The organism is Aromatoleum sp., assembly GCF_035254505.1.
Taxonomy (GTDB): domain Bacteria; phylum Pseudomonadota; class Gammaproteobacteria; order Burkholderiales; family Rhodocyclaceae; genus Aromatoleum.
The window spans coordinates 217,977-241,222 of the sequence record NZ_DATFAO010000051.1 but is presented as its reverse complement, the minus strand read 5'-3'; the positions used below and the strand labels follow the sequence as shown (position 1 = coordinate 241,222).

Here is a 23,246-nt window from a genome sequence, read left to right as displayed (position 1 = left end):
GCTGGTACGGGAGCCGGGCGGCTACGATCAATATGGCAACTGGACCGGCGATCAGTACGTGCTGCGCCTGCTCGGCTCGCACGACGAGCTGCGCTTCCAGCCGGGCACGATCCAGGAGATCCAGTTCGGTGACGGCACGGTATGGGACCAGTCCGCGATCGACCAGGCCGTGATGCAGACCCAGCTCCAGCAAGGCACCGACGGCAGCGATCAGCTGTGGGGCACCGAAGGCGCGGACGTGCAGTTGGGCGGCGCGGGCAACGACTGGCTGATGGGCAACGGCGGCGCCGATGTGCTCGATGGCGGGGCCGGCAACGACCACCTCGACGGCGGCGCCGGTGCCGACACCTACGTCTTGGCCGCTGGCGGCGGCTCGGACACGATCGTCGACAGCCCCGCTTACTGGACGGAGCAGAACCGCATCGTCACCGGCCCGACCATCCCGCCGGATCAGGTGATGCTGGTACGGGAGCCGGGCGGCTACGATCAATATGGCAACTGGACCGGCGATCAATATGTGCTGCGCCTGCTCGGTTCGCACGACGAGCTGCGCTTCCAGCCGGGCACGATCCAGGAGATCCAGTTCGGTGACGGCACGGTATGGGACCAGTCCGCGATCGACCAGGCCGTGATGCAGACCCAACTGCAGCAAGGGAGCGACTCCAACGACGGGCTAGTCGGCACCGAAGGCGCGGACGTGCTGCTGGGCGCTGCGGGCGACGACTGGCTGATGGGCAACGGCGGCGCCGACGTACTCGACGGCGGGGCCGGCAGCGACCATCTGGAGGGCGGCGCGGGTGCCGACACCTACGTGCTCGCCGGCGGCGGCGGCTCGGACATGATCGTCGACAACTTCTCATGGACAGAGCAGAACCGCATCGTCACCGGCCCGACAATCGCTCCCGACCAGGTCGTGCTCTTGCATCGATTTGGCTCGTACGACCCGTACACAGGAGCCCAGCAGCCGGAGGAGTATGTGCTGCGCCTGGTCGGCTCGAATGACGAGCTGCATTTCGCCCCGGGTACGATCCAGGAAATCCAGTTCGGCGACGGCACGGTGTGGGATGCCGAAGAGATTTCGTTTACCGCCGTGATGGACGTCAACGATCCCCCGATGGGCGAGGTCACGATCAGCGGCAACTTCGTGCAGGGTGAAACGCTAACGGTGTCGAACACTTTGGCGGACGTCGATGGAATAGGCGAAATCCATTACCAGTGGAGCTCCGACGGGCTTGCTATCGGTGGTGCTACCGAGACTACTTACACCCTTTCGCAGAATGACGTAGGCAAGACGATCAGCGTCGCGGCGAGTTATGTGGATGGATTCGGCGCAAATGAAACTGTGGTAAGCGCGCCGGCGTACCCCGTGGCGAACCTCAATGACGCGCCGGCGGGCGAAGTCAGTATCTTGGGCGACGCGGTGCAAGGGCAGGCGCTGACAGCAGTGCACAGCCTCAGTGACGCTGACGGAATGGGGGCAGTCCATTACCAATGGACCGTGGACGGCGCCGTGGTGACGAATGCGACCGAGAGCACCTACACCCTTACGCAGGCCGATGTCGGCAAGAACGTTGCCGTCACCGTGAGTTATGTTGATGGCTTTGGCACGCTGGAAAGCGTCGCTGGCACGCCGACGCTTCCGGTGGCAAACGTCAACGACCTACCGACCGGCCAAGTCACGATCATTGGCGACGCCGTACAAGGCCAGACGCTGACGGCCGCGCATAACCTCAGTGACGCTGACGGAATGGGCGCAGTCCATTACCAATGGACCGTGGACGGCGCCGCGGTGACGAATGCCACCGAGAGCGCCTACACCCTTACGCAGGCCGATGTCGGCAAGAACGTTGTCGTCACCGTGAGCTATGTTGATGGCTTCGGCACGCTGGAAAGCATCGCTGGCACGCCGACGCTTCCGGTGGCAAACCTCAACGACGCGCCGACCGGAGAGGTGACGATCAACGGGAAGCTCATGCAGGGTCAGACACTGTTTGCATCGAACACCTTGGCCGACGTCGACGGCATTGGGGCAGTCCACTACCAGTGGAGCGTCAATGGAGCAGCAATCGTTGGTGCGACCGAAAGCAGCTACGCTCTCACCCAAGGCGATGTCGGCAAGAGCATTTCCGTCACGGCCAGCTACGTCGATGGCTTTGGCACGGCCGAAAGTGTGAGCAGCGGCGCGACAGCCGCGGTGCAACCAATTCCGAATCTCGTTCTGACCGGGTCCGCAGGCAACGACTCGATGTACGGCGATGCTGGCAATGACAGCCTTACCGGCCTCGGCGGAAACGACACCATGTACGGCCTTGCCGGCAACGACATGCTGAATGGCGGGGCAGGCACGGACAAGCTGATGGGCGGAGAGGGCTCGGACCTGTATATCTTCAACCTGGCCTCGGACCATGCCGCCGGCGAAATCACCGACAATGGTGCGGCAGGAATCGACGAAGTACGGTTTACCGCCGGCAGCGCCAGTACGCTGAAGCTCTATGCCGCCGATACGGGTATCGAAACCATCGTCACCGGTACGGGTACGGGAGCCGTGGCGAACACCTCAGGCACCGTCAGTTTGAGCGTTGATGCGTCGGCCCTGATGAACGGCGTGAGCATCACCGGTAACGCGGGCGCAAACAGCCTGACAGGCACCGCCTACAACGACCTTCTGGACGGGGGCGCCGACGCCGACAAATTGGTCGGCGGATACGGCGACGACACCTACGTGGTCGATAATGCCAAGGACTCGGTAGTTGAGGGAAGTGCTTCTGGCGGTGTCGATACCGTCGTTTCGACGATCAGCTACACCCTGGGCACCTATGTCGAAAACCTCGTTCTGACGGGATCCGCCGGACTGACCGGCACGGGCAATACCCTTGCCAACTTCCTGTCGGGTGGCGACGGTGCAGATGTCTTGACTGGCCTTGCCGGCAATGACGTGCTCCAAGGCGGTGCCGGCAACGACCTGCTGGTCGGCGGTCTCGGTCTTGACGGGCTGACGGGAGGGGCCGGTGCAGACGCCTTCCGCTTCGAAAGCACCTTGGGTTCGACGAACATCGACACATTGACCGATTTCGACGGGACGACGGATACGATCCAGTTGGAGAATCTGATCTTCAAGAAACTGGCCGCGACGGGCAGTCTCTCGGCGGCGAACTTCGTCGCGAGCGCGACGGGGAATGCCCTCGATGCGAACGACTACGTGCTATACAACACGAGCACCGGCGGCTTGTACTACGATGCGGACGGCAACGGAACGACCGCGGCCGTCCAGATTGCAACCTTGACCGGTGCGCCAATGCTCGACGCGGGCGACTTCATCGTGACCTGATCGCCCACAAGCGGCTCTTCGGTGCAGTTCGGGCGAAGAGCCGCTTGCTTCTCGATCGAACGACCGCCGAGAGTCTGAGCGGTATGCAAGTGATCTGACCTCGACGCCCGGTCAGAACGCGGTCCACGCGAAGACGAACAAGGTATTGTTGTCCCGCGCATCCCGGCCGTTGCTGTCGAAGTTGTGGCGGGCGCCGTTGAACTTGTCGTAAAGCGTGTATTGCACGCCCAGTCGCAGGTTCGCCCACGGCGCCTTCCACGAGCCCTCCTTGCCCCACGGTGTCCAGTCGGCTTGCACGACGTATCCGGCTGTGTTGGGCAAACCGTGGGCGAAGCCGTCTCCGTAGAGCGTGGCGTCGCGGCTCCCGTGGCTCAGGAAGCGCGCCACGGTCGCCCCCCACGTCTGATCGTAATAGTACGAGGCGTTCAGGCGCAGCTCGTCGAGGCTCCCCTTGCGGTGTTCGGCCTCGCTACTGGCCAACAATGCGTCGCGGGTCTGCCGTTCATGGATGTAGCTGGTGTAGAACGTGCCGATGTGCTTGCGCGTGCCGAGAAACTGATAGGCCGCATCGACGCCGATATCGTTGAATTTGTTCGTCGGGCCGCTGCTTTCGTGGTCTGGCTGGATGCTGGTGCGAAATCCGAATACGCCTGCCGAGAACGACTGCTGCTCCATTCCCTGCATCCACGCGACGCGCCAGTAGCTGGTATCCCCGCCCAAACGTCCGATGTCCTCGCGATCCAGTCCGATCCGGCTTTGTGCCGTCCGCGACAGCGCGCGATAGGTGCCCAGCTCCGCATACAGCGTGTCGTTCCAGAATGCATAGCCGGAAGCGCCAATGACGCGGTGCTCGAGACCGCCATTGATCAAGGTGGCGGCGTCGCCGGTGCCGAAGCCCACCGCCGAAGCGGCGAAGGGGAAACTCCATACCGGCAGGGTGTTGAAGGGATCTTGTACGCCGGGGTTGTTGTTCACGGTGATGCCCAGGATGGCGTTCTTGCCGGCTAGTTCGGCGTCATGGGTGAAGCGCAGATCAGCATGGTCGAGAGCGCTGCGTTGCTCGACGCCGTCGTAGGTTGCTTCGACGAAGGTGCCAAGGTGATCGGCGAGGCGGCCGGCCAGGAAGATCGCGGCCTCATCGAGCGTCAGGTTGTTGTTGCGATGGGTATGATCGGCAGGCGGTTCGTCCTGCTTCTTTGCCGTATGAGTGAATCCGCCGAGTGCCATGGCGGCGAGGGGCAGCTTGCCATCCTGGCCATCGGTCAAGGCATATCCGCCAAGTTTGAAGCGGATGCCATAAGGAGTCAGTTGGGGGCCGAAGGCGCCGATGTGGCAGGCTGAACATGCCTGTCCAGTCTGGCGGGCGAAGGCCGGCACGGCATGGGCGACAGGCACGAGCGCGAGCAGCAGGGCGACTGCGGCGACGGACAGGATGCCTATCCGGCGCCACGCGCGTATCGAAGATTCGGGGGAAGCGGTCGGGGAGAGCATGGTTGACCTCGATGAAATGCGCGGCTAGCCTCGCTCGTACCGCGTGAGCGAGGCCACGATGCTGTGCAACGATTTGAGCTAGCGCGTTCCGGCCTCGTCGTGCCGGTCGTCATGCTCGTCATTGCCGACCGCGCGGATGGCGCCGTACAGACCGTGATTCTCGTCGTCCGGGCCGGCAGAGAAGAACAGGGCGTTGGTCGGTTGCTGCAAGATGCCGTTGCCGAACTGGAGGGCCCATAGGCCGTCGATCTTCAACAGACCTCCATCAGCGCGTTGCAGGCGGCCCATCAATGCTCCGGTGTGAATGTCGTAGGCCACGATGGTGCCGTCACCGAAATTGCCCACCAGCAGGCGATTGCTGAACTTCCCGAAGTCGGCCGGAGCGAGCGCCAGTCCCCATGGCGCGTTGAGGGCCCCTCGGTGCGCGACGTGGCGCAGGAGGTGGCCGTCGGCATCGAAGACATTGACGAAGCCCAGGCCCGGGCCGGCTACGTCGTCCTCGCCGGCCGCATCCTGCTTCGCATAGGTGACGTAGAGATTGCCGTTGATATTCTGGATCCCAAAGGGGGCGAAGCCCTTGGGGATCGCCGGGTCAGCAAATCCGCCGGGGGTGGCTACCGGTCCGAAAGCCTTGTCGAAGACGTCGATCTTGCTGTTGTGAAAGTCGGTGGCGTAGAGGAAGTTGCCATTGCCGTTGGCTGCCAGTGCCAAGCCCTTGTAGATCGCACCTGCGCTCACTACGGCCTGCAAGGCGTGTGTGGGATCGACATTGGGTGCCCAGCCTGCGATGACGCCATCCTCGGTCGCGAAGATGAAGCGGCTCGGGCCGGTGGTTGCGCCGTTGCCGACGGCGAAGTCGTTGGAGCCGTTGAAGATGATGCCTGTGGGCTTGCCGTGTTCTCCCTGGGCTCCCGTGGCAGACGGAATGGTGACCACGAGCGGCTGAGCATTGCCTTGCCCGTCGTAAAGCGTTGCTACCCCGGTGCCGTTGTCGGCGACCCACACGAAGGCGTTGGGATTGAATGCCACACCCCAGGCGTTCACCAAATTGGCGTCAACGTGCGCCGCCGATATGACGCCGTCCGAAACCAGATTCTGCTGCTCGTAGCGGTTATCGTCAGCCAGCACGGGTGCCGCCAATGTGACTCCCAGCATGAATGCCGCGGACAGCGCGCAGCGCCGGGCGGGAGACAGGGTCGATTTCATGTGCCACCTCCGTCGTAGTGTTCCTGGGCGCGAGGGAGCTCGCAGCCCCGGGAAAGCCGCCATGGGGATTGCCATGGCAGAGCACTAGATGGAGCAACGGCAGAAAATATTCCCGACTTTTCGGGGGAAGCTCAGGACGCGTTGTAAGCGCTTGTGAAGCGCGCCAGTTCTTCGGCGCCGAGATCGGAAATGGCACAGAAGTTGAGACCTGAACGCGCCCAGAAGACGACATGGAAGCCTTCGTCGGCGAGCGTCCTGCGCGGAAACTCGGTGTCGCCGACGGGCCACAGGAACACGTTGATCAGATGCCCGGAGCGGCGATAGACCAGCGCGCCGACCTGCCATTTGTACATATAGTCGAGGCGACCGCCAACCAGCTCGTAGCCATCGGCTTGCAGATCACGTACCGGTAGCTCGCGCTGGAGGCGCGCGCTAAGCCAAGTGCCTACGGCATTGGGATCGGCCGAGGCAAAGTCGGTGAGATGATTTCCCTGCAGGGAACGCATATGCGCCGAGACCGCGACATCGGTCAGGCGTTCCTCCGCCGGTTCCCACATATACCAAAAGCCCAACCCCGAAGTGAGCACCACTGTCGCCGCGAAGGCCAGGGCGAGGGCATAGCGCGGGCGTCGGCGTGGCGGAGGGAGGCGTGCTTCGATGGCAGAGCGCAGGCCGTCCAGGTCCGGTGTGGCCGCTGCATGCTCTCTCAGCGCCGACCGCAGCAGCGAGTAGTCGCGAAATGTCTGCGCGCATTCCGCGCAGGCGCGCAGGTGGGCTTCGATCAGGGCGTTGTCCGCCGCATCGAGTTCGCCGTCCACGTAGCCGGAAAGGCAGGTGCGCGCTTCAGAGCAGTCCATGCTAACCGCCTCTGTCCCTCAAATCCGCCAGCAAGGCCCCGCGTGCCCGGGCAAGCCTCGACATAACCGTTCCGAGCGGAATGCCGGCCAGGTCGGCGATCTCGCGATAACTCAACGCGTCGAACTCGCGCAGCACGATGATTTCGCGGTATGCCGCCGGCAGGCGCTCGAGCGCTCGCGTCAGACGCTGTGAATCGTCGCGCAACACCAGCAGCGCCTCGGGGTCATTCCGTCGCAACGCCGGGCCGACGTCGCCTTCACCCCCGAGGTAAGTCTCCTCGTCGAAAACCTCGTGAGATGCTTCCCGCCGGTTGCGCCGTAACCATTCATAACTCTCATTGCGCACGATGGCAAGAATCCAGCATCTACCGTCGCCGCCGCGATAGGCGGCGAAAGAGCGGTATGCGCTCTCATAAGCCTCCTGCACCACCTCCTGCGCAATCTCGTGATCGCGAGTCAGCCATCGCGCGAGGCGGTATGCCGCATGAAGATGCGGCAGCGCCACTTCCCTGAAGCGCTCTGCTTGGTGGTGTTCATCCATGGCGCGACGCCCGCGCGAAGGGGGAAAATCAGTCCCTGGGGCGTGGCGATGATTATTGGATATTTATCCATAGCCCAACTGGCGCCGGAAGAAAAGCGCCGGCCAGGGGCGAAAAACGCGAGCGTCCCCGCCTGGGCGCCGCTGCGTCACGGACTGCACCGCTGACCCTGTTTCTCCCGTTTCCTACGGTTTCAATTTGGTACGACTTTAAGCGTCGGTGAACTCGAAGAACCGCGTTGCGGGCAGAACCCTGCAGTCGGTGCCTACGATGGAGAGCGCGACTAGGGGCTCCGGCCTGCAATAGGGCGGGCGTACTCAGGAACGCTGGTCGAGCGACTTGATGGCGCCACTGATGGCGCGTTCGAAGATCGGCCGCTCGAACTTCACGATTTGGGCCGTTCCATTCTTCAGCCGCACGGCCAGCGCTTCCGGTGTGATCGATATCGCAAACGGCGAGGCACTGTTGCTGAACAGGAAGAGCGTGCGGCTCCGGTTGATCCAGGTCAGACGCTCACGGCGAGTTTGCCCCGCGGTCGTGAAATCTAGCCAGTCACCCCGGACCAACTGACGCACTCGGCGAAGATCCGCGCGATCCGGCGTGTTCTCGCCGCCAAGGCCCTGGCGGTCTGGTAGCGAGATGTCTTGGACGCGGACACCGAGGTTAGTCGCGTGGCTGACCTGCAGGGTGGGCCCGGCGCCGCGCGTTCGCCGTCCCGCTAACGCCTTGCCGGAGTCGAGCTTACGTGCTCGCATCGCCGCCAGCTGCAGCTCAAGCAGGGAGTCAAGGAAGGCTTTGCGCTCGGTGGGCGCGGAACCAATCTCGTCGAACCCGATGTTGAGCTTGCTCACGAGCATCGGTACTCCGGCAGCCTGTCGCTGCCGTTCCTCTGCGAGATGTTTCGGTGTTACCGACCACAGCAAATCGCTGGCTACCCGAAGAGCGTCAGCGGTCAGCGCACCTTCCTCGCCAGCCTGCGAGATACGACCCTGCACGACGTCGCGCCAGTAGGTGCGGAGGAATTCCTCGATCTCGAGTGGCGCATCGGGCACCAATATGCGGCCGATGCAGGTGTCCGCCATCTTCTGGGTCCGCACGTGCGCTTCGCGCTTGAGGCGCATGTCCTCCTCGCGAGCGTGCACCGCATCGGCCAGCGCGCGGCTCTGCTGCTCTTCGTGCTCCTCGCGCTCGGTGAGGAAGGTGTCTAGCTCGGCGTTGGCGGAATCGAACACCGCCATATCGCCGTCGTAGGTCCTCTGTACCGTGTCGACGAGCTCCGAAAGCTTGACGTAGAAGAGGTCCTCCGCGTTGACCACCTTGCCCCAGCGTACGGCAACGACAGAAATACTGTCGAGAAAGCGTCGTGCCGGGTGGCTGCGGTCAGCGAAGAAGCGCTGATTCAGCATGGCCGCCCGCAGCACTGTGGTCTGCAGGCGGGCCACCAAGGTCTTGATGCCGTCCGACACGTTCGGGTCGTTGAAGATCAGGTCGAACACCTTCGCAACGATGTCGAGCGTGACGGCCTCAAGTGGCTTCACATTCCGCGCCGCGCCGCTGTCGCGCGCGATGCGTACAACGTTGGTGTGCGTGCCGGGCGCTGCCCGCTGAGGCGCCGCCTGCAAGGTCTTCAGAGAGTCGAACAGCTCCTGGCTGGCGGTGCCTGACTTGGGCACGTCTTTAGCGCCCGTCTCCTTGGTGCGCGCCTGGACCAGCCGGTCGAGGGCACTTGCCACCTTCGTCGATTCCTCCGCCACCTCGTTGGCGTCAACGGGCGTGGTGTCCCGATAGGTGCGTTTGAGCGACGGCAGGATGTCGGCGTCGATCATTGCCTCGTTGGCCACGCGGTAGAGTTGAGGCATCTCCGTGGCCATCTGTTCGCCGATCAATTGCAGCAACAGGATGAGCGCCCCCGTGTCGGTCGTCACCTCCGCGCACGCTGCCTCGATGCACGCCCACAGAGCCGCGACATTAAAGGTCTTGTCGCCATGCTGCATCGCCCGACGCAGCACGATGTAATTGATCCGCCGCTCCAGCGGCTTGGTCTCATCCCGGCAGGCGAGAGTCACGCGATCCAGTACATCGCGCATTGCTAGTTGTACGGACTCCTCCGACTCGCTGAGCAGCCGCAGGTCCGCCTGATCAGCCGCTTCATAGCCGGATTTCTTCGTATGCACAGCGCGCGCACCGAGATGAGCCTTCAGAGACGAGGCGACCTTTTCCCAATGCGAAGGAAGGACCTGCTTGAGCACGGCCGCGGAAATGCTCTGGGCTCGGTCGCGACTGCTATTGCTGCACTCGATCGCCCCCTGGGTCAGTACGGGCCCAAGCTCCTCGAACAACTCGCACAGGTCGCTTTCCATCTGCGCACGACAACTCGCCACGAGCTGCGCGAGGGTTGCGGCGTCTTTTTCGGTCATGTCGGGGCAGATAGCAGGAGTCGTCTGGGTCAATTATTACATTTGCCCATCCTCGGCGCCCTACGTTTTTAACCTTCAATCTTCACGAGAGGCCAATCGTTTGCGTGCACCCACACCAGATGATCGTGTTGAGGTATCCGGATGAAGCATGCCAATTTCAAGCCATACCTGTAAAGTCAATTTACGGACACTTCTAGCATTACGAAAGCAATTTGCTTCCCAACTAAATACCAACCCTCACCTTGAGTCCGTAAATTGACTTCAGTTTGCTTGATCCTCCGCACAATGAGGACGAACATGTCTACTGTGCCTATACCATCATTTCCAATGCTCACCGCCGATCTGTGGCCCGCCAATAGTTTGTCCGCGTGGCAAAACGAACCCACGGCCGCCTTTTCAGAGTGGCTCGCTCGACAAGCCGTAGTGGCCAATCAATTGCGCGAATCGTCCTGCGAAACCTATTCATCGATGTTTCACACCTGGCTTGTCTTTTTGACGAGCAGACGCATGCACTTGCTCGAGGCGAGCGCTGCCGAGGCAAGCGAATTCTTCTCCAAACACAAATCCCTGGTTCCCGTTTCACGGCGTCGATATCTACAACTGCTCGATCGCGTGTACGTCCACCTGGGCACGCTCGGCTGGGAACGGGACAATCCTTTGTCTGTGGAACTGGCGAAAGAGAGAGAACTCGAGATCGCGCTGCCCCCTGGACTGACCGACGAAGAGCAGGCCGCGCTCCTGGCTGTACTCGAATACATGCCCTCGTGGAAAGGCGCGCGCGACCGCGCTTTGATCGCACTCCTTTTAGGAGCGGGGCTTCGCGCGAACGAAGTGGTGGGACTGACGACAGATAAGATGCGACCCGACTATTCCATACGCGTCATTCCAGCCACCGTACACGCGGAACATGTCACCTTGATGCTCCCGGACGGTAGGTGGCGAGAGTGGTATGAGTCCTGGCTCACTGAACGACGGCGTCTGGAAATAGCGGGGGAGTGGGTAACGCCAGCGACCTTAAGCGGCCGCCCATACTCTCCATCGGGACTCTTTCGGCGAACGTCCACTTGGTTTGACGCGGCAAACCTCAACCCAAAACAACGCGGCCCACACATCCTCCGCAATACCTTCGGGCGCAACGCACTCGCTTGCGGCAGGTATTCGTTGGAAGAGGTCCAACAATTTCTAGGACACGCGGAACTACGTGCTACGGCCCGGTACGGCCAGTCCCGTCGAATCTCCAAAGACCCTCAGGTCTAGGGAAAGCGGTCGAACTACCTCCGGTGTAGCGACGACTGCGATTCCATCGGACGCCTTCATGGCATCCAAAATTCGCCTTCCTAGTCGATCTTTCGCGCTCGAACGGGAAATGCACGCCCATTTTTGTATTGTATTTTCCGATTTTCCTGGCAGACTATTTGGTATCGTTGATAAATGCGGATCCCGCCATGGCAAAAATCATTTCGTTCGCGAACCACAAAGGAGGCGTCGCGAAGACGACGCTCGCCGTCAGCGTTTCCGACGCGATGGCTCGGGCGGGCTACGACGTCCTCCTAGTCGACCTCGATCCGCAATCGAACGCGACTCAGCTCGTTTATTCCTTTGAAGAGACCCCATCGGTAACCATCGAACGGGTGCTGGACGGCACAGCGTCTATTGCCTCAGCAATCGTAGAAAAGACGCAGATCGAAGGCGTACACCTGATCGGGTCCACGCTGAAACTCGCTAGCCTCGAACGACAACTGCAGCAAACTCCGTTCGCGTCGACGTCGATTCTTGCAAGCAAACTGGCTGCGGTTGCCGATGCTTACGACGTGATCGTGATTGATACGCCGCCATCCTTGTCGTTTCTCACCGCGAACGCGTTGGCCGCGGCGAACGCCGTCTTCGTCCCGGTCGAATCAGGGTCCAAACTGGCACTCCTGGGCACGGACGACATGCTCGCCTTCATTCGGCAAGCGAAGGGCGCGAACCCGGCTCTGTTGCTGGGCGGTGCCATCCTGACTCGTCACGACGCGAGAAAGAAGATGTGCAAGATCACCGCAAACGCGGTGCGCGAATACTACGAGGCGGTGCTGAATTCGGCACTACCTTCAACAACCGATATCCAGAAGGCCCAGGCACTCGGCCAGACCATTCTCCAGTTCGATCGCGACCACAACGCCTCCCGCGCTATCACCGAGATGACGAAGGAGATTGTAAACATCGTCGGTGTCACTCGGACCCAGGAAGAAGAGGTGACCAATGGCTAAGATGGACTTGGAAGCCGCAATGGGACATCGGCGCCCCAGAAAGGCGCTGGATGCAGATGTTGCAGAGACGGTTTTTGGCGAGATGGCGACCCCCGCCACTGAGGGTGCGAAGGAAATTTCCGTCGGCCGCATCAAGCCATCACCGTTTCAGCGCCGCATCGGCCTCGACCAGGAATACCTGGACAGTCTTAAGCAAACGATCCTGGACGGAGGATTGGTCACGCCGATTACCGTACGCTCGTCAGACTCTGACACTTATGAGCTGATAGCCGGTCACCACCGCGTCGAAGCATTTCGGCAACTCGACATGGGACTGATCCCGGCGTACGTCCGGAGAATGACTGATGTCGAAGCGGCCCGAGCGCTCACCGTCGACAACGCCGTTCATCGTCAACTAACGGATTACGAACGCTACAAGCACATCGTCATGTTGCGCGAAACCGGTGCGTGCAAAACCGTGTCGGACCTCGCGGAAGTCTTAGGCTGCAGTCGTGCTCAAATTTACAACTACGAAGCATTCGGCGCGCTTCCGCCTGCAGCCCAACAGCTGCTCGAGGTAGTCGGAGGCGAAGTCCTCGGTGCCACGCTCGCGTATGAACTGCGGGAGCTGTCGACGACGCACCCTGAAGCGGTAACCGAAGCGATCCGACGGCTCAGCGCCGGAGAACTCCGTCAAGCGGGCGCGCTGCTGTGGATCAAGAACAAGATCGCTGGACCGGCGAAGAGCACGCGGACTGTCGTCAAGATGCGAACTGCCGACAAGCGCGAATTTCGCCTTACGATCAAGGACGGCGAGGTGAGGCTCGTTGGCGAAGGTCTGGATGCCGAGAAGATTGAAGCGCTGCTTCGTGAAAACCTTGAGCAACTTGTAGTGCTCAACTGATCCCCATTCCGAAACATAGGGCTGAGGCGTCATCCGCGTCTCAGCTTTTTTTGCCTGGCGTCACTTGCATGCGGTTGCTCACGAATGCATCTGCGGTGCAAACATGCCTGCCTCCATCCGGAAACTCCGTCATCTGCGCCGATCGCAGAAGTAAAAGCTCGAACGCCACGTATGGCGGGTAACCGAAAGCGCCGGGCTTTGCTTCCAACAGCGCCTCCCGCGGCCGGTCACGCTCGGTAGCACGCGGAAATCGAGCAATGACGTTGCATCACGTTTGCAGCCGAGGGCTCAAGGGTGCGAGTTCAGGACGGCCATACGGCCCTTTGTTCTCTTATGTGCTGCGGAGGAAGAACAGACTCCATGCACACGGGACGAGGAGTGCGGGTACGCCGAGGCATGAGCTTTCGGGCCCTCCTCCGCACACTTTTCATCTCTATATCATGATTACTATACTTATCATTGTATTTACAAATAAGTGTAAAATGGGATCGATCTTCGAGCACACTGCCGATTTCGCTTTCCTTTCAAACACTTGTTTCTCGCAAAACGAACCGCACGAAAACGACGATGAAGCGCTCAAACCCCACGGCCCGCCCTCGAAAGCTCCATCGCGGCCACTTCGCTTTCATGCGCTCCGTTGTACAAGGTCTTGACCTGCGGGAAAGCTGGGACCGTTACGTCAGGCTCGAGGGGGAACACACTGACGCACGTGCCGTTCGTTCAACAATCGCCTGGATCCGTGGCGAGTTCGCGGCTGCCGCGCGTCGAGAGCGACGTCACGGCGCAGCCCGGCTCGTACTCATTGATGCAACCACAGTTGACGACCCCGGGGCTGCGGCTCCGAGCTTGGAAGACTTTGCCTACGCCCGCGGGCTCGAAGAATTTACCGAAGCCGACCAAATGGCCGCGTATGCTGCCGAGCACGGCACAGGCTCGACAAAGCAAGGCCGCCGCGCAAGGCTCATTGAGCGCCAACTGAAGGCTTTGCAGTGGCTCGAGTCCCTGGTCGCAGAACCTCCACGGGCCGGTGACGCTATTGCGGCTTGGATGCATCCCTTATTAGTTTCCAAGCTTGAATCGGCTGGTCTGCTGACCTTGGGCGATCTCGTCGAGCGGATCAACGGTATCGGCAAGGCATGGGCTAGGCATGTTCGAGGGATCGGCAACACCAAGGCGGAGCGTATTGTTGAATGGCTCCGCGAACACGAAGGATCGCTTGGCTGCACGCTCGGATCCCATGTCGACCTCGGACGCAGCAGCCTTGCCCCAGAAGTCCTCGATTCCGTTGTCGAAGTCTCCAGCCAACTCCGGCCGCTGGAAAAATTTCAGCCGCCGGCTGATCTGGATGGTTCCTCGGGGCTGTATCGTTGCCCATCGGAAAAGTGCCTTTTGAGAGCCGACAACGACTACGACGCGATCGTCGTCTGGCTCAAGGCGAAACCTGGGCTCTCCCCACAGCAAGTTGCAGCCAAGCGCGCCAGGAAGCGCGGCGCTTCTCAAACAGACAGCAATTCACTCGGCCTCGGTCTGTTGTCAAACACGCAGCGCGCGTATCGAAAGGAAGCCGAGCGCTTCCTACTTTGGGCAATTCTCGTTCGGCGCAAGGCCCTCTCTTCGATGAGCCTTGAGGACTGCGTCGCTTACAGAGAGTTTCTCGGCGATCCTCAGCCGCGCGAGTTCTGGTGCGGGCATCGCGCGCATGAGCGTTGGTCGCCGTTATGGCGTCCATTCGAGGGACCATTATCGGCGGCCGCGCAGCGGCAAGCCATCGTAATTCTGCGAAATCTGTACGGCTTCCTTGTTAGTCAGAGTTACCTGATGGGCAACCCATGGACCGGCGTGACAGCGCCGACGAGCTCCACCCCTCAGATCAATCCCGGCCGGAGCTTCAGCGTTGCTCAATGGGCATTCATTAAGCAACGCATAAAGGAGTTGCCCGACACGTCCGCTAAGCATCGCCTGGACGTCGCGCTGACGCTTCTTTACGCCACCGGCCTGCGTCTGTCCGAGGTGGTCGCCGCACGCGCCGACGATCTGCGTTGGATGGAATACCCGCCAGATGCGGACGACAGCGTTCCGCTCGAGGGCTGGATGCTGACCGTGCTGGGCAAGGGCCAGCGTCTGCGCGAAGTACCCATCCCAACACACATTGTGGAGCGGATCGGCCATTACTTCGCAAAGCGGGGACTGAGCGACGATGTCACGTCCTCGTCTAACCGGGGGGCCTATCTCCTCGGCAAATCATACGATTGGGAAGAGCGGGTCCCTCAACTTGCCGCCGCGCGCCCGGAAATCCAACCTAAGGAAGGTATCGCCGCAGCCACCCTAGCACGTCAGCTGAAGAGCTTCTTCCAGGAATGCGCCGCCATTCACGGGGAAAACGGCGATAGCCGAGGTGCAGCGCGCTTTGAGAGCGCAAGCACTCATTGGATGCGCCACACTCACGCGTCGCATGCGATCGCGCAGGGCATGCCAATCGAGATCGCCCAGCAGAACCTGGGCCATGCTTCGCTCGCTACGACGACGATCTATGTCACGACGGAGAGGAAGCGCAGGATGAAAGCCGCGATGGTGATCTTTTCCGAAAAGAAACGATAGAACACGTGAGTGTCAGACTCTGACACTCACGCCTGAGGGGAACTCATCCGGCTACAAGCAGATCCCTTGATCGCGCTGCGGCCGACCGCAACCTGTTAGCTCGGCACCTCATCCTCGGAATTCAAAAAGCATCCGGGCAATATCGCGATCAAAGATCAATCTTGAACGGCTACAGGACATAGCTTCGGGTGCTGATACAGGTATGACCGGCGGCCAATGAACCAGAGATGCGCGCGTTAAATCCGGTGGCGAAAATAGCATGGTCGAGCCCACCCTAGGACGCTCAAGGAAGCGCAAGCTCGGCAAGGCCTCAAATGCGATGAGAAGCAGACCCCGCCTCGCGGATGGATAAGCTGACTGAACGCGAGGCCGCATGCGACTCGCTTTTGATCCGGCGCTACTCGGATAATTAGCTCTAGTAGCGTGGGGTACGCCGACTCCCAAATCGAGACGACCGGGCGTGCAAATATAATCGCCGGCGGCCAGGAAGCTCGTACACCTGAATCAGCCCACCTTGTTCAGACACCAGCATGTGCGGTCCTTGGAGCGTATCGGAGGCAAGTGTCCTGAACGCCAGATCGAAGTGCTCGCAAAACGTCGTGGTCCAGAACCCTCCGCTGGCGCTCTGAACAGCCTCACCCTGGCCATTTCCAGACCGCGCTCGATTGCCGTAACCATTCGCCTTTTGCGCGGCCTCTACGTGGCCGGCCGGCAGCGACCACAATGTGCGCACAGTGCAATGTTCGGAGGCCGTTCCTGGAAAGGAGACACTACGGCGCCCGTCTGACCATGGCAGCGAACCGGCGCCCGTTGGCACTCTTTCTGCAACTCAGAAGCATCGGACACCGAGGCGCTCACGCCCAAAGCGCAATATTGTCGCGGCACCGCTCCGGAGCGCCTCGCGCCAGACGAATGGTTACGCATCACCGGCCACTTCACCGCATATGAATCTCCGTGCCAAAGGGAGGACGATGAGGATCGTTATCGGCTACGAGAGAGCCTCGGATTGCTCAAGCTGAGTCGAATGGACGGTACAACGCCACTCAGATGTTTGGTGCCGCATCATTGATGCGGGCCGATACCCGAGTGGATTCGAAAACCAACATTTGCGAAGATAATTCGATCTTTAGTCCCGGCTAAGTATGCCTTTGCGCCTTGACCGCGAATCGGCTCTTTCGGCGCGGCACCGACAAGTAGCTCGCCTCCACGGCCCGATGCTGGACCAAGCTGTCAGAGTCTGACAGGCTCGCGCTATACCCCAGACCGGCGCTGTCGTCGGGACCCTCCGTTAGCTTCAATCTCCACGCAGGCCATCACATTACAAGCCTCGCGCAACGACCGTGCGAACTGCCGCAATAAATCGGGTCCAGCCGGTGCAGATCGGTGCCCTCACTCCAAGACTGCCCTCACTCCAAGACTGCCGTCGATCGCAGCGCCGTCTGCAGACTCTCATGCTAATGTTCGGCACCCACCAATCCCACTCGGACCCTGGTTCTCTTGCCTGCCACCGCGTGTCCCACAAAACGGCTCACCTTGCCGCCTTTTCCTGCTTCGATAATCAGCTTAGCGCTGAAAGAATTCCATGAGCGCCCGGAAGATCACGCACTTACGCGCTGCAGGATCGTGTCCTACGCTGCTGCGCGCCGGATGCGGCACGGTGGTTTGTGGTCTCACGACCAACAGCCCCGTGAGTGCTGTAGTCGGCAATAGAAGGTCTTCGCCCCATTTGCGACTTGGTCAACGCCGGGTACCTCCCACCGAGTTGAAAGACGGCTACGAATTGATACGGCTCTGCTGTTTCATTCGTTTAGGATGAGAAGACTTGTGCCGACGGCTCCTTCGCACAATTCGGCTCACCTTCCCTCGGCGACCGCTTCTTACCCTCTGGGGCACAAATTTTCTCACCTTCCTCGGGAAGTGGGCCTCGCTCATGCGGATGTGTCAGACTCTGACACAAAATCACATATTCAAGCTCCGCCAACCAGTATGCAGCGACCGCTCATTGCGTAAAGAACTTAGCAGCCTTGTCTTTCACAATTTACAGTATGGAATTTCCGAAAGGGCTCGCTAGTCCGTAGGTTTCAAAGGAAAGTGTAAAAGGGACGGCTTTCTATCCATATGGCATTTCATTAAGTTTTTGATCCCATTGCACTGATGACCGTTTGACGTCGCCGAATCGCACGCGCCGCTCGATTCCCAAACAGATCATCGGCAACACAAAGGTGAGCTGTATTGTGATCTCCTTGCTAACACAAAACTTCTCACCTTGAGGAGGCGTCAAGAGGCCATACAGGATCACAATTCGTCTCACCTTCGTGCCTCACACAAGCATTTACGCTCACCCAAATGCCGCACAGGCCCCTTTCGATCCCACGCCTAGGTGAGCTGCGACCGCCGCGGTGAGGCGTTTTGTGATCCCGACTCGAAAATGGGGAGCAGGGTCGACTGTCCAGCCCATTTTTCGTCGTCCCGATCACAAGAGTTCTCACCATCGAGCCCGAACGCCGGTACGATTTCTACCCGCACCGCCCGGTTTTGAGCAAAACGTGTGGCAAAGTCGCGCGCGTCTCGCCGAGACCACAAAGTTCCTCACCTTTCGGGCCACAAATCTCCTCACCGCCCACAAAACAGCTCACCCTGCTGCGACCGCACTTCGGTCATTTTGAGAATAAAAACAGTGGTTTGGGTACGTTGCACAATTCATCTCACCTCGAGCGTCTAGCGCTCAACAATAGTCCTCACCTTCCGACCAAAAGGCCTCACCCAGCCCCACAAAACCCCTCACTTAGCGCACAACATCTCTCACTTTTACGCCCCTAAGTCCTTGTTTTGCTGAGACGGCTGTATCCCTGTTAGTTAGTTGGTTTCTTTTAGTTTCTTAAAAAACCAACACCACCTAACCCCAACATCCCCCCACGGTGAGCCATATTGTGGCGGCCCCACTCGAATGAGTAGGTGAGGATTTTTGTGCGCGGCCAGCTGCGGAACGTGTGGAAATCCGGCAAAACGTCCAGGGAATTCCTGACGTTTTCGCCCCCTGCCCGCTCAACGAAAGGTGAGTCGTTTTGTGCAGAACCTGGGGCCGGTAAGTAAGGTGAGAGATTTTGATTTGACGTCTCACCTTGGGGCCGCTACCGTCCACTCCAACGCTCGGGGGGAGTATGGGGAACGAAATCGGGGCACGGGCAACACCGCGGCAAATGTCCTTGTCGATCTTTGAGGATATGTTCGCCAAGGGCCTGGCGATCACGGAATCCAAGTCGGAAATTGGCTTTCAGCGCAACAACGTCTTCGTCGATATCGGAGATCTTGGTGTCACCGCCCGCAGGGCCGTCGATGCGGCCTTCTTCGTCGTCGCCCAGGAGAAGGGAATCCATACTCTGTACGACGTCGAACTCAGCTATTTCCGCTGGTTGATGCGGTATGACAGCGCGAACTACAAGCATCTCCGTTCCGTGCTCACTGAAGCGCAAAAGGCTGTCGTTCAGGTGACCGATACCCCCGTCGGTGCCGTGCCATCGGAGTCCGACCGCTGGATATCGGTTCATTTGATCGGGACGGTGGCGATCGCGAACGGTCGGATCGTATTCGATGTCCCGACCGTGCTGCAACGGCACATCAAGGATCCGGTGAACTCGCATTGGCTCAGTCTCCGTGTTACGACGGCGTTTACACTGCTCTATGCACGTGCGATCTACGATCATGTCCTTCCTTTCGTATCCGATGGCGTGACGGAGTGGTTCTCAGTGGATGCGATCCGGGCCTGGCCGGGGAAATCTGCGGCGAGCACTGCGGCGTTTAAGTACTTCAAACGGGACTCGCTTGAGCCCGCTGTGCGGCAGATCTGCGAGAAGTCCGACATCGAGATTTCCTACGAGACGCGTACGGCGACACCGTCGTCAAAGAAGATCGAGTTCATCCGGTTCCGGCTGTCGCGCAAGGGTGACGCCCCTCCGGTGGTGCAGGCCCTGATGGGCGCCAAGGAGCTCTACACGACGCTCAAGAACGAGTTCGGGCTCAGCGACAAGCATTTCGATGAGATCCTTGCGAACCGGGAAATATGGACCGACGAATGGATCAACCAGGCGATCGAGTTCACGCGCTTCAACCTGCAGCGGGGCAAGGTCACAAAGAGCCCGGCAGGTTTCTTGATGAAGGCATTGCGTGACAACCTTCGTGTGTCGAGTGCCGAAAAGTTGATTGCCGATCAATTGGCGCAGCGCGAAGCAATGGCGGCGGCGGCGATCAGTGCCAAGGCCGAGGCAGAAAAGACCAAGGCGGACGCCCTGGCGAAGTCGGGAGCGCGGGTGGCGGCGAAACTCGCCGAGGAGGTCCGCGCGGGCCACGAAGCTTTTGTGCTGCTCGAGTCGATGAATGATCGGGAAGACCTGCTGCTCGAGTTTTCGAAGTCACTGCCGGCCGGGATCATCGCGAAAAGGCTGAAGCTGGATCTGTCGGGGCTGACCTATGAGGTGCTTACGGAGATTGAGCCTTTGCACGCTGCGTTTGGGCAGTTCATGTTCGGGAAGGCGAAAGCGGCTGCTGCGGTAGCGCGAAGATAAGGGGCCGGCAAGGGGACGGGCCGGAACTTGACGGCCCTATGCTGGTGTTCGACCGGTTCGTTCAATTGCCCGTATAGCGGGCGCGGCGTCTTTCGAGGAAGGCGGATACGCCTTCTGCAAAGTCCGTAGTAGCAGAGCAGGCCGTGAACGCGTCTCGTTCGGCTGCGAGTTGCGCGTCGAAGCCGTGGCTGAATGATTCGCGGAAAAGCCGCTTCAGCATGCCTTGAGCGAACGGAGCTCCGGACGCGAGCCTCGCGGCCAGCTTACGCGTTTCGTCGGCGAGCGACGCCACGGGTACCACCTTGTTGACGAGCCCGAGGCGCAAGGCCTCCATGGCGTCGATCGGCTCCGAGAGCAGAGCGACTTCGAGGGCGCGGCGCAGGCCGATGACCCGGGGTAGGTTCCAGGATGCACCGAGGTCGCAAGTCGTGCCCAAATTCATGTACGCGAGGTTGAAGCGGGTGTCTTCGGCCGCGATCGCGAGGTCGCAGGCGAGTGCGAGGCTCATTCCGGCGCCGGCGACGGCCCCCTGAAGGCTGGCAATGACCGGCGCGTTCAGGGTGGTGAGGATAGCCAGCGCTTCGTGCATCGGATCGATCAGCGTGGTCGGGATTTTGGCGGCGTCTTCGCGGAACTGCGCGATGTCACCGCCCGCCATAAAGGCACGTCCTTCTCCGCTGATGACGACCACGCGGATTTCCGGGTCGGCGGCGATCGCGCGGCAGGCTCGCAGGAAGGCTGCGGCCATCGTGCTGTCGATTGCATTGAGGACGGTCGGGCGGTTGAAGCGGATGTGGGCGACTACGCCTTCGCGGCCGTACAGGAGGGGAGCGATGGAATCGCTCATCGGGGTCTCCTCAAGGTGAGTGTTTTTGTGGCGCGCTTAGCGCGCGTTGTAGTTGCGGTGGATTTTCTCCATCACCATCAGGTGATGCCCGTCGCGGACGTGATCGTAAGCCGCGATATTCACCGCGCGGAGATAGGCACGCTGGAGACGGTCGTCGAGGATGTCGAGCTCGATGATGTTGATGCATGCCGGATCCTGCTCGAAAGCGCCCAGGCCCGCGAGGCCTGCCCCGACGACCGCGGACATCAGCACGCGATTGACGCCGTCGTGGGCGACGAGCAGCAGGTTGCACCAGTCGTCACGGGCGATCAGGTCGCGCCAGGCGGCGGTGACGCGAGTACCAAAATCGATCCAGCGCTCGCCGCCAATGAAGCGGCCTTCCGGATCGCCGGCCGACTCGTAAGCGTATGCGATCGTCTGCTCAGAGGCGTCCGCAGGGATGTCGGAGAAACGGCTGCCGCGCACTTCCTTGAGGCGCGCGTCTTCCTCGAGCGGAAGGTCGCGGTTACCGAGGACGATGCGCGCCGTTTCGATCGTGCGTGTGAGGCCCGAGCAGAGCGCAAGGTCGAAGCGCACGTCGGCGAGCAACCGGGCGGACGCTGCCGCCTGGCGACGGCCTTCGGCTGTGAGGGGTACGGTGCGCGGGTCGAGCGGTTTGCCCTGCGCATCGAAGTAGCTGACGTCCGCGTGCCGCATCAGATAGATGCGGCGACGGCAGCGCGTGCCGGGCAGCGCAGGCACTCGTCGGACGTTGTCGCTCATGACTTGAGCCCGAGGTATTTCGGGTTGCTTTCGGCGACCTTCTGCCTCGCCACGCTCGCGAGATGTGCTCGTACGGCGTCGCGCATCGTGCCGTCGTCGGCGCGGCCGCTGCGCACCCAGTGAGCCAGCTTGCGGTTCGCGGCAACGAGTGCTTCTCGCAGCGCCGCAGGGTTGTCACCATTGTCGCCGAAGGGTTCGGAAAGCAGCTGCTCCAGCGCCGAGAGTTCCATGCGCTCTGACGCGTCGCCGTTCTTCAACTGGCGCGCCGCGATTGCCAGCGCGTTCGCGATCATCAAGGCCGCATGGCGCTTGTCGGTCGGCAGCGCGGGCATCAGCTCATCGCGAAGCACGCTGCGGGCCGCATCGAGGAGTTCATCGCCGAGGGGGCGTTCGCGCATGTCACAATCCTCCCGTCATTTTCAGTATTTCGTATTCGAGTGCCGGCACGATGTGGCCAGTGAGGGCGAGGAGTAGCGAGTTTTCCTCACCCGAGACATGGCGCTCGACCTGCTGGATCGCGATGATCGCCCAGTGCATGTGGGCCATGACTTCCCAGTAGCTGACACGCTCGCGGTCGAGCGGTTTGCCGGCGACGCGCTCGTAGCCGCGATAGAAATCCTCCCGCGCGCCGATCCCCCCGGCTTCGCGTTCGATTGCCCCAAAACGCCAGCAGCGGGCGCAAAACCATCCGATGTCCTCGAGCGGATCGCTCCAGCCGGCGAACTCCCAGTCGAGGATGCCGGTGAGGCCGTTCTCGTCGACCATGTAGTTGCCGGTGCGGAAGTCGCGGTGGCACAGTACGTAGTCGCCTCGCGGCGGCGCGTCGAGTTCGAGCCAGCGCAGGCCCCATTCGAGGGCGGGATGCGGCGTGTGGTGCGCATCGAGATAGTCGCGGAAGCGCTTCACCGAATGCAGCGCGGGCGCTTCGTCGTGGGTGGGGAGGAAGGCGAGGTCGGCGCGCGGCGGGCGGATCGAGTGGATGCGTGCGAGTTCTTCGCCGAGGCGTTCGGCGAGTCGCACATGGTCGCCGCCGGTCTTCAGGTCCTTCACGAGAACGTGCCCAGCGGCAGTGCCGGCGATGCGGCGCATGACGAAGAACTGGCGGCCGATGATTTCGCGATCCTCGCACAGCCACAGCGGCTCGGGTACTGTGACGCCGGCGGCGAAAGCGGCGTTCAGCAGCGCGAATTCCTGCGCACGGTTGTGGCTCACGGCGACGCCGGAAGGCGAGTCGGTGCGGACGACGAACTCGTGTCTGCCGCCGAAGGCGCCGCCTTCGATCTTGGTACGCACGAGCCAGTTTTCCTGGATCGCGCCGCCCGACAGCAAGCGGGCATCGCTGATCGTGACGCCTCTCGCACCGGCGGCATGGGCGATGAAGCGCGCGAGCGCGTTTTGCATGATGTCGTTCATTGCCCTTGCCCCTCCTGCCGCACACCCTTGATGATCCGTTTGGCGATGCTCCAGCGGTGGACTTCCGACGGACCGTCGTAGATGCGGAAGGCGC

General features: G+C 61.0%; 15 protein-coding genes. 6 read left to right on the top strand and 9 right to left on the bottom strand.

Translation table 11 applies throughout. The features are described 5' to 3' along the window. The first annotated feature begins 58 nt into the window (after nucleotides 1–58). Nucleotides 59–3,328, top strand: coding sequence for a hypothetical protein (locus tag VJ673_RS10015; protein WP_324125946.1), 3,270 nt, complete (start codon nucleotides 59–61; stop codon nucleotides 3,326–3,328). Nucleotides 3,329–3,439: 111 nt separating this feature from the next. Here the strand turns inward: VJ673_RS10015 and VJ673_RS10010 are convergent, their stop codons facing one another. The 5 genes from VJ673_RS10010 to VJ673_RS09990 form a co-directional block, all read right to left on the bottom strand. Next, a complete protein-coding gene (locus VJ673_RS10010; RefSeq protein ID WP_324125945.1) occupies nucleotides 3,440–4,819 on the bottom strand; it encodes a cytochrome C in 1,380 nt (459 codons plus the stop codon). Between the two features lie 78 nt (nucleotides 4,820–4,897). Then, a complete protein-coding gene (locus tag VJ673_RS10005; protein ID WP_324125944.1) occupies nucleotides 4,898–6,025 on the bottom strand; it encodes a TIGR03118 family protein in 1,128 nt (375 codons plus the stop codon). Nucleotides 6,026–6,156: 131 nt separating this feature from the next. Beyond that, the gene (locus VJ673_RS10000) at nucleotides 6,157–6,882 is read right to left on the bottom strand and encodes an anti-sigma factor family protein (RefSeq protein WP_324125943.1); all 726 of its coding nucleotides are present in this window, start codon (nucleotides 6,880–6,882) and stop codon (nucleotides 6,157–6,159) included. 1 nt (nucleotide 6,883) lies between these two features. Continuing rightward, nucleotides 6,884–7,423 carry a sigma-70 family RNA polymerase sigma factor gene (locus VJ673_RS09995; RefSeq protein ID WP_324125942.1) on the bottom strand — a complete coding sequence of 180 codons (540 nt, stop codon included), beginning with the start codon at nucleotides 7,421–7,423 and terminating at the stop codon, nucleotides 6,884–6,886. A 315-nt stretch (nucleotides 7,424–7,738) separates the two neighbouring features. Beyond that, nucleotides 7,739–9,871, bottom strand: a complete 2,133-nt coding sequence (locus VJ673_RS09990; RefSeq protein ID WP_324125939.1) for a DUF1631 family protein — start codon at nucleotides 9,869–9,871, stop codon at nucleotides 7,739–7,741. Between the two features lie 294 nt (nucleotides 9,872–10,165). On the opposite strand from VJ673_RS09990, the gene VJ673_RS09985 reads away from it, so the two are divergent. From VJ673_RS09985 to VJ673_RS09965, 5 genes are all read left to right on the top strand, one after another. Then, nucleotides 10,166–11,095, top strand: coding sequence for a tyrosine-type recombinase/integrase (locus tag VJ673_RS09985; protein WP_324125938.1), 930 nt, complete (start codon nucleotides 10,166–10,168; stop codon nucleotides 11,093–11,095). 188 nt (nucleotides 11,096–11,283) lie between these two features. Beyond that, entirely contained in the window at nucleotides 11,284–12,087 is an 804-nt protein-coding gene (locus VJ673_RS09980) for a ParA family protein (protein ID WP_324125937.1), read from the top strand. Beyond that, a complete protein-coding gene (locus VJ673_RS09975) occupies nucleotides 12,080–12,970 on the top strand; it encodes a ParB/RepB/Spo0J family partition protein (protein WP_324125936.1) in 891 nt (296 codons plus the stop codon). Before VJ673_RS09980 ends, VJ673_RS09975 begins: the two co-directional genes overlap by 8 nt. Nucleotides 12,971–13,816: 846 nt before the next feature. After that, nucleotides 13,817–15,568, top strand: a complete 1,752-nt coding sequence (locus VJ673_RS09970) for a site-specific integrase (protein WP_324125935.1) — start codon at nucleotides 13,817–13,819, stop codon at nucleotides 15,566–15,568. Nucleotides 15,569–18,768: 3,200 nt separating this feature from the next. After that, on the top strand, nucleotides 18,769–20,130 hold the full coding sequence (locus VJ673_RS09965; RefSeq protein WP_324125934.1) for a replication initiation protein: 1,362 nt from the start codon (nucleotides 18,769–18,771) through the stop codon (nucleotides 20,128–20,130). A gap of 61 nt (nucleotides 20,131–20,191) precedes the next feature. Here the strand turns inward: VJ673_RS09965 and VJ673_RS09960 are convergent, their stop codons facing one another. The 4 genes from VJ673_RS09960 to VJ673_RS09945 are packed head-to-tail and all read right to left on the bottom strand — an operon-like array spanning nucleotide 20,192 to nucleotide 23,152. Next, the gene (locus VJ673_RS09960; protein WP_324125933.1) at nucleotides 20,192–20,977 is read right to left on the bottom strand and encodes an enoyl-CoA hydratase/isomerase family protein; all 786 of its coding nucleotides are present in this window, start codon (nucleotides 20,975–20,977) and stop codon (nucleotides 20,192–20,194) included. 36 nt (nucleotides 20,978–21,013) lie between these two features. Continuing rightward, nucleotides 21,014–21,739: a histidine phosphatase family protein gene (locus VJ673_RS09955; RefSeq protein ID WP_324125932.1), complete on the bottom strand. Its 726-nt coding sequence runs from the start codon at nucleotides 21,737–21,739 to the stop codon at nucleotides 21,014–21,016. Next, nucleotides 21,736–22,137: a DUF6285 domain-containing protein gene (locus VJ673_RS09950; protein ID WP_324125931.1), complete on the bottom strand. Its 402-nt coding sequence runs from the start codon at nucleotides 22,135–22,137 to the stop codon at nucleotides 21,736–21,738. Before VJ673_RS09950 ends, VJ673_RS09955 begins: the two co-directional genes overlap by 4 nt. A gap of 1 nt (nucleotide 22,138) precedes the next feature. Next, the gene (locus VJ673_RS09945; RefSeq protein ID WP_324125930.1) at nucleotides 22,139–23,152 is read right to left on the bottom strand and encodes a phosphotransferase family protein; all 1,014 of its coding nucleotides are present in this window, start codon (nucleotides 23,150–23,152) and stop codon (nucleotides 22,139–22,141) included. Nucleotides 23,153–23,246 lie beyond the last annotated feature (94 nt).